The sequence below is a fragment of the Bifidobacterium gallicum DSM 20093 = LMG 11596 genome (genome assembly GCF_000741205.1).
GTDB classification, from domain to species: Bacteria; Actinomycetota; Actinomycetes; order Actinomycetales; family Bifidobacteriaceae; genus Bifidobacterium; species Bifidobacterium gallicum.
Map to the genome: position 1 here is coordinate 407,185 of NZ_JGYW01000005.1, position 17,846 is coordinate 425,030.

The 17,846-nt window shown below is 58.1% G+C and carries 15 protein-coding genes; 7 read left to right on the forward strand and 8 right to left on the reverse strand.

Annotation, left to right across the window (positions count from 1 at the left end; translation table 11 throughout):
- Window positions 1-4: 4 nt before the first annotated feature.
- On the reverse strand, window positions 5-1,318 hold the full coding sequence (locus tag BGLCM_RS06215; protein WP_044085057.1) for an RNA-guided endonuclease InsQ/TnpB family protein: 1,314 nt from the start codon (window positions 1,316-1,318) through the stop codon (window positions 5-7).
- A 34-nt stretch (window positions 1,319-1,352) separates the two neighbouring features.
- Here BGLCM_RS06215 and tnpA point away from each other — a divergent pair, with 34 nt between their 5' ends.
- From tnpA to BGLCM_RS06245, 6 genes are all read left to right on the forward strand, one after another.
- Window positions 1,353-1,769, forward strand: a complete 417-nt coding sequence (gene tnpA, locus BGLCM_RS06220) for an IS200/IS605 family transposase (RefSeq protein WP_006294854.1) — start codon at window positions 1,353-1,355, stop codon at window positions 1,767-1,769.
- A 281-nt stretch (window positions 1,770-2,050) separates the two neighbouring features.
- Window positions 2,051-2,392 carry a hypothetical protein gene (locus BGLCM_RS06225; protein ID WP_044085058.1) on the forward strand — a complete coding sequence of 114 codons (342 nt, stop codon included), beginning with the start codon at window positions 2,051-2,053 and terminating at the stop codon, window positions 2,390-2,392.
- 1 nt (window position 2,393) lies between these two features.
- Entirely contained in the window at window positions 2,394-4,133 is a 1,740-nt protein-coding gene (locus BGLCM_RS06230) for a PGAP1-like alpha/beta domain-containing protein (protein WP_006294857.1), read from the forward strand.
- A 194-nt stretch (window positions 4,134-4,327) separates the two neighbouring features.
- Window positions 4,328-5,770 carry an adenylosuccinate lyase gene (gene purB, locus BGLCM_RS06235; protein WP_006294858.1) on the forward strand — a complete coding sequence of 481 codons (1,443 nt, stop codon included), beginning with the start codon at window positions 4,328-4,330 and terminating at the stop codon, window positions 5,768-5,770.
- A gap of 274 nt (window positions 5,771-6,044) precedes the next feature.
- Window positions 6,045-8,501, forward strand: a complete 2,457-nt coding sequence (locus BGLCM_RS06240; protein ID WP_006294860.1) for a lysylphosphatidylglycerol synthase transmembrane domain-containing protein — start codon at window positions 6,045-6,047, stop codon at window positions 8,499-8,501.
- Window positions 8,502-8,855: 354 nt separating this feature from the next.
- Window positions 8,856-9,137 (forward strand): HU family DNA-binding protein, encoded by a 282-nt coding sequence (locus BGLCM_RS06245; RefSeq protein WP_006294861.1) that lies wholly within the window; start codon window positions 8,856-8,858, stop codon window positions 9,135-9,137.
- A gap of 73 nt (window positions 9,138-9,210) precedes the next feature.
- Here BGLCM_RS06245 and BGLCM_RS06250 read toward each other — a convergent pair whose 3' ends face one another.
- The 6 genes from BGLCM_RS06250 to BGLCM_RS06275 form a co-directional block, all read right to left on the reverse strand.
- Entirely contained in the window at window positions 9,211-10,737 is a 1,527-nt protein-coding gene (locus tag BGLCM_RS06250; protein ID WP_006294862.1) for a proteasome accessory factor PafA2 family protein, read from the reverse strand.
- Window positions 10,738-10,740: 3 nt separating this feature from the next.
- Complete coding sequence (locus BGLCM_RS06255) at window positions 10,741-10,932, reverse strand: ubiquitin-like protein Pup (protein ID WP_006294863.1); 192 nt, start codon at window positions 10,930-10,932, stop codon at window positions 10,741-10,743.
- Between the two features lie 57 nt (window positions 10,933-10,989).
- Complete coding sequence (locus BGLCM_RS06260) at window positions 10,990-11,829, reverse strand: inositol monophosphatase family protein (RefSeq protein ID WP_006294864.1); 840 nt, start codon at window positions 11,827-11,829, stop codon at window positions 10,990-10,992.
- A gap of 168 nt (window positions 11,830-11,997) precedes the next feature.
- A complete protein-coding gene (dop, locus tag BGLCM_RS06265) occupies window positions 11,998-13,617 on the reverse strand; it encodes a depupylase/deamidase Dop (protein WP_006294865.1) in 1,620 nt (539 codons plus the stop codon).
- Between the two features lie 11 nt (window positions 13,618-13,628).
- A complete protein-coding gene (gene arc / locus BGLCM_RS06270; RefSeq protein ID WP_148401542.1) occupies window positions 13,629-15,155 on the reverse strand; it encodes a proteasome ATPase in 1,527 nt (508 codons plus the stop codon).
- A 16-nt stretch (window positions 15,156-15,171) separates the two neighbouring features.
- On the reverse strand, window positions 15,172-15,960 hold the full coding sequence (locus BGLCM_RS06275; RefSeq protein ID WP_187367851.1) for a DedA family protein: 789 nt from the start codon (window positions 15,958-15,960) through the stop codon (window positions 15,172-15,174).
- 134 nt (window positions 15,961-16,094) lie between these two features.
- Between BGLCM_RS06275 and serB the strand changes: the two genes are divergently transcribed.
- Entirely contained in the window at window positions 16,095-16,703 is a 609-nt protein-coding gene (gene serB / locus BGLCM_RS06280) for a phosphoserine phosphatase SerB (protein ID WP_006294868.1), read from the forward strand.
- Window positions 16,704-16,824: 121 nt separating this feature from the next.
- On the opposite strand, the gene fmt is transcribed toward serB, so the two are convergent.
- Window positions 16,825-17,826: a methionyl-tRNA formyltransferase gene (fmt, locus tag BGLCM_RS06285; protein ID WP_006294869.1), complete on the reverse strand. Its 1,002-nt coding sequence runs from the start codon at window positions 17,824-17,826 to the stop codon at window positions 16,825-16,827.
- Window positions 17,827-17,846 lie beyond the last annotated feature (20 nt).

Consider the following 17,846-nt stretch of genomic DNA (forward strand, 5'->3'; position numbering starts at 1 on the left):
GTCCTTAATGAAGGACAACGGTTCGGTGGGTTCCCGCTTCCATTGGGGTGTTTCCGGCAAGATTGGCTTGTGCCAGTCTCCGGTTCACGGCCCCTCCACGGGCGTTTAGGCTCTCCGCAAGCCCTGCGGCGAGCATGATGTTGACAGCGGCGTTCGCATCCCGGTCGAGGTGCGCGCCGCATGTGGGGCAGTCCCATTCGCGTACCGCCAATGGTTTCCTGCCGTCGCGCGTGTGGCATACACAGCAGGTCTGGCTGGTTGCCGCCCACCTGCCGATTTTGCGGATGTCGCGACCTTTCTCCATGCCCATCTGTTCGATAAGTCGTACAAGGGTGCCCCATCCGGCATCGAGGATGGAGCGGTTGAGCCCCGCCTTGGCCTTGCGTCGGTTGGGCGACCATTGGCCGGGCCTGTCTGGACCGGGTTTCGGATTGGCGCGTCTGACCATGTTCTTGACGCTCAACGTTTCAAGGGCGACCGCTTGGTTTTCGTCGGTCACTTGCTTGGCGGTCTTGGTCAACAGGTCAAGGCGCTTGTCCCGCATGTGCTGATGGGTCCTGGCGATGGCGTGTCGGGTTTTTCTGTACCGGTTCGAACCTTTCTTCTGGCGGGAAAGTTTGCGCTGCAATCTGGAGAGCTTGCGCTGTGCATGTCGCATGAGCCGGGGATGCTCCACGGTGTAGCCGGTACCGTCCGACGCGCGCACCACCGCCAAGGATGCTACCCCGAGGTCGATGCCGCACGCCTCGTGGGCCGGTTGCGGCGCGGGGAGGATGGGCGCTTCCACGGGGAAGCTCACATGGTAGTCGCCGTTGGGGCGTTTGAGAACGGTCACGCTCTTGGGGACGCTGGGCAGGTCACGGCTCCAACGGAACTTGAGCCGTCCGACTTTCGGCAACGTCAGGTATGCCCATTTCGCGCCCTTTTGGTGCTGTATCTTGAAGCGGGCGCTTTTGGTGTACTCGGCGGATTGCGTGCCGTGTTTCGACTTGAACCGCGGATAGCCGACGTTGCGGCCGGTTTCACAACCGCGGAAGAAATTCCTGTACGCCGCGTCAGCATGCCGTATCGCCTGCTGCAACGGCACGACGCTCACGTCCGCCAGCCAACGCCGGTCAGGCGTGGTCTTGAGTTCGGTGAGTTCCTTGGCGAACTGCACTGCGGTCAGGTTCACGCCGCCGTGCCGGTACCTGTAGGAACGTTCCTTGATGAATGCGTTGTACACGAACCGGCAGCAGCCGAACTGGCGCGCCAGCGCATCGGCCTGCTTGCCGGTGGGACAGGCGCGGTAGTCGTACCGTTTCATGGTCGTGCCCATGGTTCCCATCATACCACATGGTAGAATTGGTTGCATGAGTAACGACAGTGAAATACGCAAGGGACGACACTGTGTCTTTGACATGCACGTTCATTTGGTTTTCGTCACGAAATACCGGCACAAGGTCTTCACCGACCAGCACCTGCGCGCGCTCGAACGCATCTTCCATGACGTATGCGACGACTTCGGATGCCGTCTGGAGGAGTTCAACGGAGAAACCGACCACGTGCATCTGCTCGTCAACCTCACCCCGACCACGCAGGTCAGCAAGCTCGTCAACAGCCTCAAGGGAGTATCAAGCCGCTACATGAGACGAGACTACCCCGAACTCGCCAAGCATTACTGGCGCGCCCAACGCCTCTGGTCCGGCAGCTACTACGCCGGAACCGCAGGGGGCGCTCCTCTGGCAACGCTCAGGAAGTACATCGAACACCAGAACAGACCGGACTAAGCGCGTTTCCCCGCCGCCCTGAAGGACGGCGTACCCACGCACAGTCCGAGGGCGCAACCATAACAGGCGTCACGCTAACCGGCACCAGCCCAACCGGCACAACGAGCAGCGGCTGAAGCGGCGAAACACGGCATGTCCAGTCCGCAAGCCGGATTGCAGATTGTCGAACGCATAGTGTGCATGCGACATGTGTTTATGCACATAGCCGTGCCCGGCGACTTGGTTTTCCACATGACCCGGCGTGACTGGATTTTCAATGCGGCATGGCGTGCAATGGAACCATGGTCAATGCATGGTTTCCTCAACACACACTTGCCGATACAGTCAAGCAACAGCCCAGTGAGACTGCATCCACGAGCAGCGGATTAACATCCGCTGGCGACGGTGCTTGCGTATGCCACAGCGAAGTGGCACGCGTGCGTCAAGCCGCCAACGGCACGTTCGCTGCAGTGCAACAGGCTATGGAAGCGGTAGTGCAAGCCACCGCATCGAACACGATGCCGCAATGGAGTGGCACCGCGGCCAGTCTGTTTCACGAACGCTGTATCACATTGAAGCAACACGCACATGAGGCGATGACCCACATTGAAGACGTGCGTCGCCGTTGTTTCTACGGGGGGTGACATGGCACAGGTGGCTCAACAAGGCGTGCGCGTGGTCTCACGCGTGTATGGCGGCATGGTCAGTGTGGATGATGAACAGCGCGCGCAACGCGTGGTGGCGTTACTCGATCAGGCGCGTGCCGCATTGGCACGTTCCTCCACGCAATGTAGTCAACTGGCGTTTACGGCGACGGGCGCGCAATCACGCATGGCATGGTGTGCGGCGAACAACACGAGCGCCCTGGGTGCGCCGACAACGGTTAGCAGCGCTAGCGGTGTTGGCGCGGCAAGCGCAGACACAGGACTGGGTGGCGCGTTCAATGGCGCCGTAGGAGCATTGTCGGCCCTGAACGCCTCGATGGCGGCCTCTGCCGGCTCGCAGCATGCCACGTTGCCGGCAGACATTGCCGGGCAGGCGTCCGCAGTGTCCACCAACTTGGCTTCGTTGGCACAGGAATGTGAAACATTGGCCTCCCTTTTGTCGCGCGCGTACAGCCTGTATGCACAAGCCGAGTCGTCGGCACGCCGTTTGGGCACGCAGGCCGCGCAACAGATCACCGCCGCCACACCATGGCAGATTGGCGCCAGCACACTATTGAGCGCGGGTGGCGGACTGCTGTATGGCCTCGTCAAGGAAGGCCATGTCAACGCGTTCCATGCGCTCAATGGCACCACATGGATGCAGGAAGGCACGCTCAATGGTCTGTCTGGTTGGGTCAATATGTTGGCCGGGGCAACGGGTATGAGCGCTGTGGGGACAAATGCCGGCGTCGACCAGCGCATTGGCGGTGCGCAAGCGCGCAAATCGACCGCTGTCGCCAATGCTGCCGCGAACCTGTCGCAATTCTTGCAGCCATGGCACAACTACGCGCAAGGCACTGATTTGACCGTCACGCAAGTGGGTCGGCATGCGCAGGTGGTTGGCGCCACAACTTCGGTTAGCGGAGCGTTGTCTAATTTGCGCCGGCTCGGCGAGAATCGCAGCGAATCGGGATTGACGACCAGTGATGACACTGCATTGAGCTACGGCACGATCGCCATTTCGCAATATGTGCGCGATGACGGCACGAACGCATGGCTCGTGTCGATCCCCGGCACTGATGGCAAAGACGATTCGCCGTTCGGATGGCCACAAAACGTGGAGCTCATGAGTTCGAACAGCGAACAACGCATGAATGCCGAAAGTGCACGCATGGTCGTGGAAGCCATGAGGCAAGCCGGCATCAAATCCGACGAACCCGTGGCGATGGTCGGCCACTCGCAAGGTGGTATTGTGGCGGCGGCCATCGCGTCGGATTGCGCGGATGAATTCACGATCGACCATATTGTGACAGCGGGCTCGCCCATCGCCAACCATCCGATCGCGTCGTCCACGTGGGTAACGGCCATTGAAATGGATGATGAACTGGTGGCCGCGTTGGATGGCAAGGCGAATCCGAGCACCGACACTTGGTTGACTGTGCGCGGTTCGTTGGATGAGGGGGCGCTCGATCAGGCGAATGCGCTGAACTCAGGTACTGGCGTGGAGCGCGACCCCAACCGTTATGAGATCACACATTGGCTCAAATACCACGAGTCGGCGTATGAGGATGCCAGCGCGTTGGGCTCACCTGCCGTGCAAACGCATGAACAGCATTTCGCCAATACGATCGACGGCACCTACCAGGGCACCACGTATTGGCAGGGCCGCGTGACGAAGGATCATGCGGATTCAGTGTTCACAGCCATAGTTCCTCAACCTCGTGCGGCATTGGCTCGTTAGCGGTTGATCCTTTTGAGACCATATTGATGCTTCATCGATGTTCAACCGATGCCATTGACCAAGGTCATGCTGTATTGGCCTGCGTCCTGTCCGATCGGCCCGTAGCCGGTCACGCTACGGACGCCTTCCCATAACCTGAGACAAACGCAGCTTCAAGGCCCCACCCGTTGGCGGTTTCCAGTAGGGTGGGGCACATGAGGCTTACCGATATTTCCCCTACTCCCGCATTGACTCCACTCGACGGCCGCTATCGCAAGCAGACGGCCCCCCTCGTTGAATATTTGAGCGAACCCGCACTCAACCGCGAGCGCATGCGCGTGGAAGTGGAATGGATGATTCTGCTGGCCAACGGTTTCGAAGGCAATGGTTATGAGCCGATTGTGCAAGGTGTCAAGCCGTTGACCGATGAGGAACAAGCCTATTTGCGCGCGATTCCTGAAACTTTTGATGATGAGGGCATTGAACGCCATGCCGCTCATGAGGCCATCACGCATCATGATGTGAAGGCTGTGGAATATTACATTGATGATGAATTGGATTGCGCGGCCGAAGTGCTGGGCCATCCCACGCAGCTGACCGAGTTGAAGACGCTCGTGCATTTTGCTTGTACGAGTGAAGATATCAACAACCTGTCGTATGCGCGTTGTGTCAAGAACGCGATGGAACAGGTGTGGTTGCCGTCCGCCAAGGCCATCACGGCCCATCTGATGGGCAAGGCCGAGGAGTTCGCTGAACTGCCGATGCTGTCGTTGACGCATGGCCAGCCGGCCACTCCTACCACGTTGGGCAAGGAACTGGCGGTGTATGTCTACCGTATCAACCGTCAGATCCGTCATATTGAATCCCAGGAGTATTTGGGCAAGATCAATGGTGCCACGGGCACGTTCGGCGCCCATTTGGCCGCTTATCCCGATGTGGATTGGGTGGCTGTGTCGCGCGAGTTCGTGACGAACCGCATGGGTTTGACGTGGAATCCTCTGACCACGCAGATTGAATCGCATGACTGGCAGGCCGAACTCTATGGCACGGTCAGCCATGCCAACCGCATCATGCACAACCTGTGCGTGGATGTGTGGATGTATATTTCGCGTGGCGTGTTCGCCCAGGTGCCGGTCAAGGGTGCCACGGGTTCGTCGACGATGCCACACAAGGTCAATCCGATCCGTTTTGAGAACGCTGAAGCGAACTTTGAGCTTTCCTGCGCACTGCTCGACACATTGTCGGCCACGCTTGTGGAATCCCGTTGGCAGCGTGATTTGACTGATTCGACGACGCAACGCAACATTGGTTCCGCGTTGGGTTATTCGCTGCTCGCGCTCGACAACCTGTTGGGCGGCTTACAGTCGATTCATCCCGACCAAGCCACGATGCAAGCCGAGTTGGATGCGAATTGGGAAGTGCTGGGCGAGCCTATTCAAACAGCGATGCGCGCTTGTGAATTGGCAGGTCTGCCAGGCATGGAACGTCCGTATGAGAAAGTCAAGGAGCTCATGCGCGGCCATCGTATCAACCAGGATGATGTGCAGCGTTTCATTGATTCGTTGCAGTTCGATGAGCAAACGGCTGCACGTCTCAAAGCGTTGACTCCTGCCTCGTATGTGGGTGTGGCTGCGGATTTGATTTCGTTCGCTGAATGATGCTGTGCCTCATGCAGGCCGCCTAGTACACTTAAAACGCCCACTTCGGTGGGCGTTTGTGCTCTTCACAGCAAGAATGGCCGCAGGTAAATACCGATGAGATGAACGGCTTCCCGCACCATCGCACACTGTGATGGGCACATCACGATGACCCCAAGCAACGGATGAGGTGTGGATGAGCAGCAAGCAATCACCGCAAAATCACGCAGCCCGCACGGAGCCGCCGCAATCCGGTTCGGATTCTGCGTCAGCGGCACCATTGGCCTCACCCACCATGCTTGACGATGACGATACGATGAACAATGTCGTTATTGACGATATCCCTCCCCAGCGCACACATGTGTTTGGCGACCTTGTCAACGCTGTCCTTGATTTGATCATTGCCGTATTGCTGCTGTTGTTCGCCGTGTATTTGCGCGGCGTGACCACAGGTGTGGCGTATGACGCGCAAAACGTGGGTAAGAACGTGGACTGGATTCTCGACGTGCCCGCGTCATTGTTGCAACAACTTGTGGTCATTTATGTGGTCGTCAGCGTGCTGATCCAAATCATGACGCGTAAAGAATGGTTGCAAGCCGCCCTGTCTGTTGGCGCGCTACTGCTTGGGTTCGGCGCCGCATGGGGCACGTCGTTGGCGTTGAGCACGTGGGGCAATTCGATTCTTGTGGGTACGCTGATGTCTGCGGGCACGAGCTTGGGCACCGCGTTGTTGCCTGATTTTTTTGCCGCGTTGTCCGCGTTCCTGACGATGGCGGGTCCGCGTCGCACGCGGTCCACCGTCAAATGGGGCTGGAACATTCTCATTGCCGCCGGCGTCATCTTCGTCATCACATCGTGGAGTTCAGTCACGGGCATTATGCTGTCGTTGCTGCTTGGTCGCGTCATTGGGCTCGTGCTGCGGTTCGCCATCGGTTCGATCAACACGGGGGCCTGGGGCCGTCAAATCATTTCAGCCGTGCGCACCATCGGGCTCAATCCTGTGCAATTGACACGTCGCACCAGTTTGAATACCGAACCCGGCGTGCTCGTCACATCATTGGATGATGATCTGGTCGAAAACTCGCGCATTTACGATATGCGCGACCAGGATGGTCGCCATTACACCGTGTCCGTGCTCGACAACCAACTGCGGTTCGCCGGCTATTTGAATCAGATGTGGCAACTGGTCAAATTGAAAAGTGTGGCTGTGCGCAAGGACCGTTCCGCCATCAGCGCGCAGCATCATCACGCTTCAATGCTGTTGGGATTGCGCTCGCTGGGATTGCCCACGATCAAACCGTATGGCGTCGCCGATTACAGTGAATCCTCGATGCTCGTGCTCAACCCCTGCGCCGTGCTGGACGAATGTGACGCCGCGACGCTGACTGACGACGAGCTCGTGGAATTGCTGCAGTATCTTGACCGCGCGCACCAACGCGGCTACACGCATCGGCGTATCACACTCAACACGCTCGGGCGCATCAAGGAACTCGGCACTCCCGAACAACAACCGGCACACATGTTCATTGCCGGCTGGCAAAACGGCGATGTGGCCAGCAGCATCACGAACGTGGAACTCGACAACGTGCAAATGCTCGCGCTGTATGCGGCGCTCTACGGCGTGGATCGCACAATCCGCGTGGCCAAGCGCGTGTGGGACACGGAAACGCTGATCAATCTCATTCCGTTTGTGCAGCGGGCTGCCGTCCCACCGTCCACACGCCAGTTGGATGGTTGGAACAAACATCTGCTCGAAGACTTGCGCAAGGCGATGAGCGCGCTCGCGCCTCCGGAGGCCGCTGAAAATCTTGAGCAGGTCACGCTTTCGCGGTTCTCGATCCGTTCGTTCGTCGGCATGGCGCTGCTCGTGATTGCCGTTGCTGTGATTTTCACGCAACTCAAGCCCGAGGAGATGATCAAGGCCGTCACGAACGCCAACTTGTGGTTCGCGTTGTTGTGCGTGGGTTTCGGGTTCCTCGCATGGGTGGGTTCAGCCGTCACGTTGGGCGGTTTCATGAACCGTGGGCCCGTCAATCCATTCGGATTGTTGTGTTCACAAATGGCTGCGGGCTTCACGGCCGTGTCGATGCCCGCCGGCATCGGCCCTGCGTTTGTCAATTTGCAGTTCCTGCGTAAGAACGGATATCGCAATACCGTGGCCACAGCCATCATGAGCGCCGTGTGGGGCGTGCAAGCCGTCACCACCGTCATCTTGTTGATAGTCATTGGCATTTTCACGGGCCGCAACACGCTGTCGGGCATGGTGCCGACGAACACGTTGATCATGGTGATCGCTATTGTCGCGCTCGTCGTGTGCTTGGCGATGGCCATCACGCCAATTCGTCGTAAAGTCACGCAAAAATACCTGCCACTGCTCAAATCGTATGCGCGCAGCCTGTTGGAGACGCTCACGCAGCCCCGTGAGCTGATCATCGGCATTGTGGGTGCGTTAGTGCTCAATCTGGCCACCGGTTTCGGATTCTGGGCGGCTTTGCACGCGTTCGGGTTCTCGATGAATCCGATTGAGACGACATTCATCTTCCTGCTGGCCAATACGTTGGGTTCCGCCGTGCCCACGCCCGGCGGCTTGGGTGCTGTGGAAGCCGCGTTGTCGGTCGCGTTTACTGCCGTGGGCGTGCCCTCCCCGATCGCGTTGTCGGCCACGATCGTCTACCGTCTCGCGTTCTACTGGTTGCGCATCCCCGTTGGCGCCTTGGCCATGAAGTGGCTTGACCGTCACGACATGATCTGATAAAAGCCCCTCACTAGTTTGCGTTCCACCGTTGCCGTCGCTGCATGTTCAGTACGTTCCGCAGCGCCGGCACTACTTACGACATTGTTCACGTTTCCTGTTTTTTGATATTTCTATTGCAGCGACAACGCCCCTTTCCCCTCGAAAACTGTTGAAACCATACTAAATATGCCACTTTTGCATAAAGTGGACGGAATACTTATGCGACAGTCGCCACGCAAATCATCACAAAACTGAGAAGAGTCATGAAAATCGTTGCAAATTAGCCTATTTCGGTAGATTATGCGCTATGATATCCAATGAAACAAGGACGTACCGCTCCAAGGATCGTCCCCTAACCAAGAAGGATGCTTTATGGCATACAACAAGTCTGATCTCGTCTCGAAGATCGCCCAGAAGTCGAACCTCACCAAGGCTCAGGCTGAAGCAGCTGTCAACGCATTCCAGGACGTCTTCGTTGAGGCCATGAAGTCCGGCGAGGGTCTCAAGCTCACCGGTCTGTTCTCCGCCGAGCGCGTGCCTCGCGCCGCTCGCACGGGCCGCAACCCGCGTACGGGCGAAACCATCGAGATTCCTGCCACCTACGGTGTGCGTATCTCCGCTGGCTCGCTGCTGAAGAAGGCTGTCACCGAGTGATAACGGCCTCGGCCGTATGAAAGAATCCCGACCAATGATGGCCGGGATTTTTTCATATCTACGCACCACGCGGTCAACGCGTCTCATGCAACGCGATGCGGGCTTCCAACTGGTCGAAGATGGCGGACAATTGCGCATCAGGCTGGTCCTCGAACGGGTCAAGCAACGATACCGTCGTCTTATGCGGCTCGAGCAGTTCAAGCGTCGTCCAATCACACGCATGACGCACATGAGCCTCGGCAGCCAACTGCACAAACCGACCGCGCAACACGGCACGAGTGCCTGCTGGAGGCGTGTGACGCGCCTCATCCGCTTGTTGAGCTGATACTTCCTCAATCATGCGGCCATGACGCACGAGCGCATCGAATACGGCGCCATTGGCAATGTCATGATAGTCAAAATCCAATTGGGCCAATTGCAACGCAAGTGCCGGCGGCAGCGCGCCCGGCTGGCGCAGCAATGCACGCGCCTGATCCACGTCGCAACCCAACCGCCGTGCGACCAGCTGGCTGAACAAGTGCAATTTCGCAGCCCAATCCACACGCGTGGCCAAGCTGGCAATATCATCACGTTCCAACTCGTCAAGCACCACGCGCCATTCGTCAAGAATTTGCAATGCGGCACCCGGCTGGCCCAATGAAGCGTCCACAGCGTGCGCATGAGCATCGAGGAACGTCGCACACGCCTGCCAATACCGGCGTTGCATCTGCAGCGCGCTCACATGATCTCCAGAAGCCAACTGCAACTGCGCTTGTACCCCATGCTCGTCCACGGCATGGTTGGCGTCCACGGGATCAGCCAACGCCATGAGCGACAAGGCGCTGGACTCCTGATGTCGCGCATGGTATTCAATCACGCACAGCACCAGATGCGTGATTGCCAGCTTCATGCGAGTCGCCCACTGGGAACGGTTCGAGTCGCCTATGATCACATGCAAACGTCGAAACTCTTCCGGATTCGCATGCGGTTCATCACGCGTATTGACCATTGGACGACTGCGCGTCGTGGCTGACGACACCGTTTCGTCCACAAACAATGCGCGTTGCGTGATGCTGAACCGGCCATCGGCAAACCGTCCGGCACCTGTGATGATCTGACGGCTGATCAACAATGGCAGCAATTGGTCGGTAATGTCTGTCAGCCCCACAAAACGGCGCACCAAATAATTCTCATGGCATCCAAACGAGTGGCCGGCTGAATCGGCATTGTTCTTGAACAAATGGATACGCGCGGCCGATCCCACGGCGTCGCGCAACTGTTCCTGGGCGTTCAACGCCATTGAACGCATGATGCGCTCCCCCGCCGCATCGGCCAGTAATGCGTCACTCGGCATGCGCGCCTCTGCCGTGGCATATTCGGGATGGGCTCCCACATCGAGATACAGTCGTGAACCATTGGCCAGATACGTGTTCGTGGAACGCGTATGCTCCACGATGGGCCGGAACATGGCCACAGCCGCGTTGGCGGCTTGCACTGCATGGTCCGCTCCCGTCACGCTCACACCGTATTCGGTTTCCAAACCGAAGATGCGGTCAAAACCGTGTTCATGCGCGTTTGGTTCCCCTTGGGCACGACTCGTCGAATCATGCAGTTGCGGCATCGCTCACTGGCCGCCCTTCTGCACGAAGCTGTCCACGTATTCTTGCGCATTCGTTTCGAGCACAGTGGAAATATCATCGAGAATCGAGTCGAGCACGTCCATGCTCGCTTCCGCTTCCACATTGAGACGAACCTGTTCGTCGTTCACGGCTTGCGTGTGCTCGCTTGCCTTGCGGTTCACTTGTTCCTGTGGCATCGTTCTTCCTTGATTGGTTCTGGTTGTCGCATCTTGGCTGAACGCAGCCGCGGCCTGTCAGTGCTCAAGCAAAATCGGGCGCAATTCATCATTGATGATGCCGTTGGTGGCCACCACGTCGTTTTCACTACGCCAATGAATCAGGTCACCGGCCCAGTTCGCAATGCGACCTTGTGACTCCCAGATTACGATAGCTCCGGCAGACACGGCAGGAACATCCCATTCATGCAAATTCGGTTCAAAATAGGCGTCATACGTGCCGTCAGCCACTTTGCACAAATCCAGCGACGCAGGGCCGATACGCTTGATATCAGCCGGACGCCCGGACAATGCCGCCACCACATCCAACGCGCGTTTGGATTCCTCGGATTTATGCGACATGCCAAAACTGACGACGGAACCGTCCAGATGGGCTGTCGTCGAAGGCACAGTTTTCTCACGTTTCTCACCCATTGGGGTTTTGCGGATGCGAATGGCGCCCGACCGTCGCGCAGCCACATACGTGAGGTTCAATGCGGGCGCATGTACCACGCCAATAATCGGTTGGGCGCTCAGATGCTCATTGAACTCAAACAGTGAAATCGTCACGGTCCATTCAGCCATCGACCGTGAATAGTTGATCACGCCATCAATGCCGCCCGGACACCAGAACCGGTCGCCCGGATGCAGTTCGGCGGGACGTTCATTCCACAAGCCGCTGAACGGATTGATCTCATTGAGGCGAACAGCCATATACCGTTCCAGACGTTGCTCAACTTCAAGGCCTTCGTCATAATCATGGTGGTCGGGATCCACAACCATGAGACTACGTGGTGTCACCTGGTCCGCCAGTGCATGCCGGCCCGCATCCTGTGCGACCTGGGCGGCCTGCATCGCCAGATTCCTCAGTTCGGTCATGGTTGTTCAATCTCCTCGCAAAACATTCAGGGGAAAACGCCACCGCCATGCGGTTGCCTGTGCATCAGAATAATAGCCGTTCCTAACGCAACGGTCATTTGCATAGGAATGGTCTAGCCAACATTGGCTTGTGATCCGTACTACCAGTCAACCCCCTAGAGGAGACATTTACCGTTCTGCCGACTGCAAATAGTTGAGTCGCTCCACAATTGCCAGCGCTGACGTCTCGGACTTGAATACCGGCTCCGATTCGCCCTGGGCGAACGAACGGGGGTTGGTCATGTCCACAGTATGAAGTGCGCAGGACTTGGGATCGCGCACAGTCAACTGCGTCCACGAGGCGGCCACCACATCCTCAGCATACTGATTGATGAATGCCGCACGAGTCCACGCACGCGTGGTGGGCGGCGCATACCGGGCCGCATCATGCACCTCCTGCGCCGAACAGACATGTTCAATCAGGCCACGCTGATCAAGCGCATGCACGAGCGACGTGTACGGATCCAACACGGACCACCGCAAATCAAGCGCCTGAATGCGTGCATCCGCCCATGCCGATTGCCCCAACGTGCCAGTCGTATCGATGCGCCGACGCAACCGTTCAAGCATCTGCCATTTGAGCAGCCATTCCACACGCGACGCCTCATCGCTCATGCTCAGGCGTGCATCATCATCGGCATGCATAATCGCACCACAATCCAGCAACGCCTGTTTCCACATGGCCACCAGCGAGCGCGTAGGCTTGTCCGGCCACAACGGCTCCCCCAGTGAATCAGCGCCATAGACCATGGCCGCCACTTCGTAGACCAGCGAATACAAGCGTACCTGGATGTTCCAGGCGCTCTGGCGCTCACCATTGGTCAACGCCAACACGCTGCGCAATGTCAAATCATGCGACACTTCATGCATCGCCTGCACAGGGTCGGCCAGCACAAAGTCCTGCAACTGTTCGACGATGCCGGCATCAGGGTTGGCATACGCGGTTTCCAACACCCATAGCAACATGCTCGTGGTGCCAAGTTTGAGCGTTTGCGGCACTGGCATGCGGTTCGCATCGCCCACAATCACATGCAACCGGCGTTGGTCGGCCGGAGCATGGGGTTCGTCACGCGTGTTGATGATCGGACGGTCGAATGTGGTTTGCAACGCTTCAATCATATGGATGTAATCGGCACGTTGGCTCAGCTGGTATCCGGCTTGTTCGCTGCGCTCGCCGAGTCCCACTCGTCCTGACCCCGCATAGATTTGGCGTGTCACAAAATGGGTGGCGCATAGGGACGCGACTGCGTGGAACGGCACCGCCCGATCCATCATGTAGTTTTCGTGTGTGCCCCAGCTGGCGCCTTTGCCATCCACGTTCGTACGCATGAGCGCAATGGTTTTACCCGTCTGCTGTGAAGCCTGTTGTGCCGCTTCCTGCATCAGCAGGTCGCCCGCATAGTCGTAAGCCGTGGCCATGAACGGGTCGGTGGTTTCCGGCGCGGAGTATTCAGGATGCGCATGGTCCACATACATGCGTCCCCCATTCGGGGCGATTATGTTGATGACCGTGGTCTGCGGTTCGTCAGTCAGCAAATCGGGGTGTGCGGCCGCACGCTCCAAGCGTGTGCCACGCGCATCGTTGACGGGATCTTCTCGCCGATAATCCCAACGGATGCGCCGACGTGCGTCATCGCGTGCCGCGGCGTCGATCACGGCGAACGAAAGCTCCACGGGGTTGTAGCGTGCCGCATGCGCTTCGTGGACGCCATATTCGGTTTCCGTTCCCATAATGCGCTGCACACTCATGCGTCAGCCTCCTATCGCGTGCGGATCCGTGTCACCTCGCCCACACCAATGCCATTGGTTCGGGCCCATTGGGCCGCATCCACGTCGGCGAGGGTGTGTGCCAAATCATGGCATTCCTCATCGACGGCTTCAACCAGCATAGCCGGCGTCAAGCTGACCGGCGCCTGAGCGTCGATGGCATGCTTGACGGCTTTCATCTTGGCGCGGTCCACAATGTTTTTCAGGCTCGCACCCGATGTGACATCGGCCATCGTCAGTGGCATCCAAGTACCACGCTCGTCCATGTAACTCCCAATACGGCGCCGCTCATCGGCCGTGTAAATCTGTTCTACGAGTGTTTGGGCCATGCCGGCGGCGCTTTGCCCTGCGGCCAACGGCAAATCGTCGGTCAAATAGTGGCGCACAATCGAGCGCGCCGCCTCCTTGTCGGGCCGGTCGATACGGATTTTCACATCAAGGCGTCCTGGACGCAACACCGCTGGATCGATCATGTCGATGCGGTTGGAAGCGCCAATGACCATCACGTTTTCCAAGCTTTCCACGCCGTCAAGTTCCGTCAGGAACTGCGGCACGATTGTGGTTTCCACGTCGGATGACACACCTGAACCACGGGTGCGCAGCAACGAGTCCATTTCATCGATGAACACGATCACAGGGCTGCCTGCCGCGGCGCGTTCGCGGGCACGGTCGAAAATCATGCGGATCATGCGTTCCGATTCGCCCACATACTTGTTGAGCAGTTCCGGGCCTTTGACTGACAGGAATACGCCAGGACGGTCCGACCGCGTGGACAACGCGCGCGCCACGGCTTTGGCGATCAACGTTTTGCCATTGCCTGGAGGTCCATACAGCAGCACACCTTTGGGTGGCGCCAAATGCACGGACGCGAACAGTTCACGATGCACATACGGCAATTCCACGGCGTCGCGGATACGGCTGATTTGCTCGGTTAACCCGCCAATGTCGTCAAATGTCACATCAGGCACTTCTTCCAGCACCAGATCGGCTTGTTCACCGCGCGGCACGATTTGCAACGCCATACGTTGGGAAGCGTCCAACATGACGGCATCATCAGGTTTAATGTGGGCGCGGATCAAGTCGCCCGCACGTTCCACCACCATGGTCGACCCGGAAGCGTCGGCGACCAGCAGACGGCCATCGGGCAACACCTCGTTGACGGTGCGCACTTGCCCATGCAAGGGAACCGTACGGTGCCCCACGATCAGCATCGTCTCGTTAAGCACCACTGTTGATCCCATGCGCAAACGGCTGGCTTGCACGTTGGGCGCCACAGCCACAACCATCGCGCGGCCGCCATGCATGATTTCAGCTGTGGCATGCTGCACGCCGAACCGGTCGGTCGTGTCACTGACAACGCGCACCATCGTGGCATAGGTCAATGGCGGTTGTGCGAACACATCCATTTGCGCTTTGGCTTTAGACAGTTCCTGGCCGGCACGGGTCAACGCTTGCGCAAGCGCATGGTTGCGTTGACGCAACGCATCGTTTTGCGCCGCCAATTGTTCAGGCGTCGACACCTGAGGGTCATCAAATTCAATCAGTTCGCGATCCTGCGCTGAGCTCACCGGCACCACGCTCCTCAGTCGTATCCATCATCAAGGTGGACTCATGCATCATGTCGTCGTCATCGTCGGACTGTTTCCTCTTATGTTCCGCTGACACGCGTTTCACCCAGCGTACCGCAGCGAACACGAGCACGCCGATGAACACAACGATAATGACATCTTCAAACACGTTGAGCACGCCAAGAATCGAACACCATTCATCGCCCAACAGGTATCCGGCACCAACAAGCACCGTGTTCCATACGAGTGAACCGAGAAACGTGAATATCGAGAACGTGGCGAAGTTCATGCGGTTGAATCCAGCAGGAATTGAAATCAACGAGCGCACCACGGGAATCACGCGGCCAATCATGACCGACCATTTGCCATATTTGGTGAACCATGCGTTGGCTTGGTGCACATCTTTGCGTGAGACTCCGGGCATACGGTCGGCCGCGTTCAAAATGCGGTGCAACCCGACCCAGCGCGCAATGCCATAGAGCGTCCACGCGCCAAGCAACGAACCAAGCGTGGCCCATATGATCGCGGCGAACAACGACAAATCACCATGGGCCGCTGTGAAACCGGCCAATGGCAGCACGATTTCACTCGGGATTGGCGGGAACACGGATTCCAGCATGATCGCGAGCGCCACGCCGACCGCTCCCACATGTTCCATCATCGAGACCAGCCACATGGTCATCGATCCAATCAGACCTTCGGACCCCGTGGAACATTGCACAGGGTTCGCTTCGGCAAGAATCATTGCAATAGGCATGATTATGATTGTCCCAACGTTTTTCGACAATCGGAACCATGTGCACCGAAACTTTGCAAGGTTCCAACATATCGCGCCCCAATTCGCCGTCACCTGCATCGCGTCCCACGTTGAGCAAACCCGGATTGCTCGTGATGGATGTGGATTCCACGCTGATTGATCAGGAAGTCATTGACGAATTGGGTGCGGCCGCCGGTGTTGGTGAGCATATCGCTTCGGTAACAGCCAAGGCGATGAACGGTGAGCTTGATTTTGAACAAGCCTTGCGTGAGCGTGTGGCGTTGCTCAAAGGATTGGATGCTTCAATTTTCCAGACGGTGCATGAGCGCGTGCAGCTGACCCATGGTGCCCATCAATTGATTGACACGTTGCATGCGCACGGTTGGAAAGTTGGTGTGGTGTCGGGCGGGTTCCATGAGGTCGTGGATTTGCTGGCCCAAGATGCGAACCTTGATTTCACGCTGGCCAACCGTTTAGGCCAGGACGATGGCATGCTCACGGGTCAAACCGTGGGACCGGTTGTCACCAAAGATGTCAAACTCGCGTCGATGCGCCAATGGGCTCAAGACATGGGCATTGATATGAGCCAGACCGTGGCCATGGGTGATGGCGCCAACGATTTGCCAATGATTCACGCGGCAGGTCTTGGTGTGGCGTTCTGCGCCAAGCCCACGGTGCGCGCACAAGCGCCGTACTGCATCAATGAGCGCAATTTGGCGCTGCTCCTTGATTTGTTGGATTAAGCAATATGCCCATGCAGTGTCTACTGCATGGGCATCGTCTGCCGCATGGGCATATTGCATCGCCTGATACGAGCGCCAAGTGCCCCAAACGCATCAGGCGATGACAGGTGATAACAGATTCTCAGTCCAGATACGCCGTTTCGTCGAGATGCGCACCTCGCGCCCAGTCGGCGGCGGCCATGGCTTTTTTGCCTTGGGGCTTGACTGCGAGCAGTTCGAGCGGGCTCGTCAACGTGCCAACCCACACATGTTTTTTGGTGACCACAAGTTTGCCAGGTTCCAGATCGTCTGGCACCTGCATGTCTTCCGTATCGGCCGGCACCGCTTTAAGAATATGCAAGACCGTGGCGGCTGGCGCTTCCTTGCCTTCCACAGCGTCCGCGTCTTCAGCCACGGCGTTGGCATGCAGATGGGCCCACGCGCCCGGAGCCGGCGTGCAGGCGCGAATCTGACGGTCCACGGCGAATACGGGAGCCTTGAACCGTACGGCGGCGTCCTCGGTCGTGATCTTGCGTGCCACTTCAAACGAACCTTGTGGTTGCGGCACGGGTGAAATACGGCCTTCAGCCAACGCTTCAAGCGCGGCGGCCAGCAGATGTGAACCGTCTTGCGCCAAACGTTCCAACAACTCGCCCGACGTGTCATGCGCGCGAATTTCCATGGTGGACTGCGCCAGTACCGGACCTTCATCCATACCACGCGTCAACTGGAACACCGTGGTGCCCGTCACCGAGTCACCAGCCCAAATGGCACGTTGCACCGGGGCCGCGCCACGCCATTCCGGCAACAGTGAGAAATGCAGGTTCACCCATCCCATCGGCAGCGCGTCAAGCACATGCTGGCGCAAAATGTTGCCATACGCCACAACCACGCCGATTTGGGCGCCTGTTGCGGCAAGCTCGTCCACGAACGTTTCCTCTTTCGGATCGGATTCAATCACGGGCAAGCCCAATTCCAATGCCGCTTGCTTGACAGCGCTTGGCTGCAGTTTCCGACCGCGTCCCGTAGGCGCGTCAGGACGCGTCAGCACGGCCACAATCTCAAAATGGTCGGTATCGTGCGCCAACTTGCGCAACGAAGGAACAGCCGTTTCCGGCGTTCCGGCGAACAGGACCTTGAGCATGCACTCACCTTCGATTCACG